Annotated in this window: 1 rRNA gene; it reads right to left on the bottom strand. The window is 51.8% G+C overall.

From position 1 onward, the window contains the following. Positions 1-255: ribosomal RNA gene (locus tag M3234_RS29090) — 23S ribosomal RNA — on the bottom strand; the annotation flags it as partial.

Here is a 255-nt window from a genome sequence, read left to right as displayed (position 1 = left end):
CTACAACCCCGAAAGGCAAGCCTTTCGGTTTGGGCTGTTCCCGTTTCGCTCGCCGCTACTCAGGGAATCGCGATTGCTTTCTCTTCCTCCGGGTACTTAGATGTTTCAGTTCCCCGGGTCTGCCTTCTATACCCTATGGATTCAGGTAAAGATACTGCTCCATTACGAGCAGTGGGTTTCCCCATTCGGAAATCTCCGGATCAAAGCTTACTTACAGCTCCCCGAAGCATATCGGTGTTAGTCCCGTCCTTCATC

It is taken from the genome of Neobacillus niacini, from assembly GCF_023715785.1.
In the GTDB taxonomy this organism is placed as follows: Bacteria; Bacillota; Bacilli; order Bacillales; family Cytobacillaceae; genus Neobacillus; species Neobacillus niacini_E.
The sequence above is the reverse complement of the archived record's forward strand: the minus strand, read 5'-3'. Positions and strand labels throughout refer to the sequence as shown.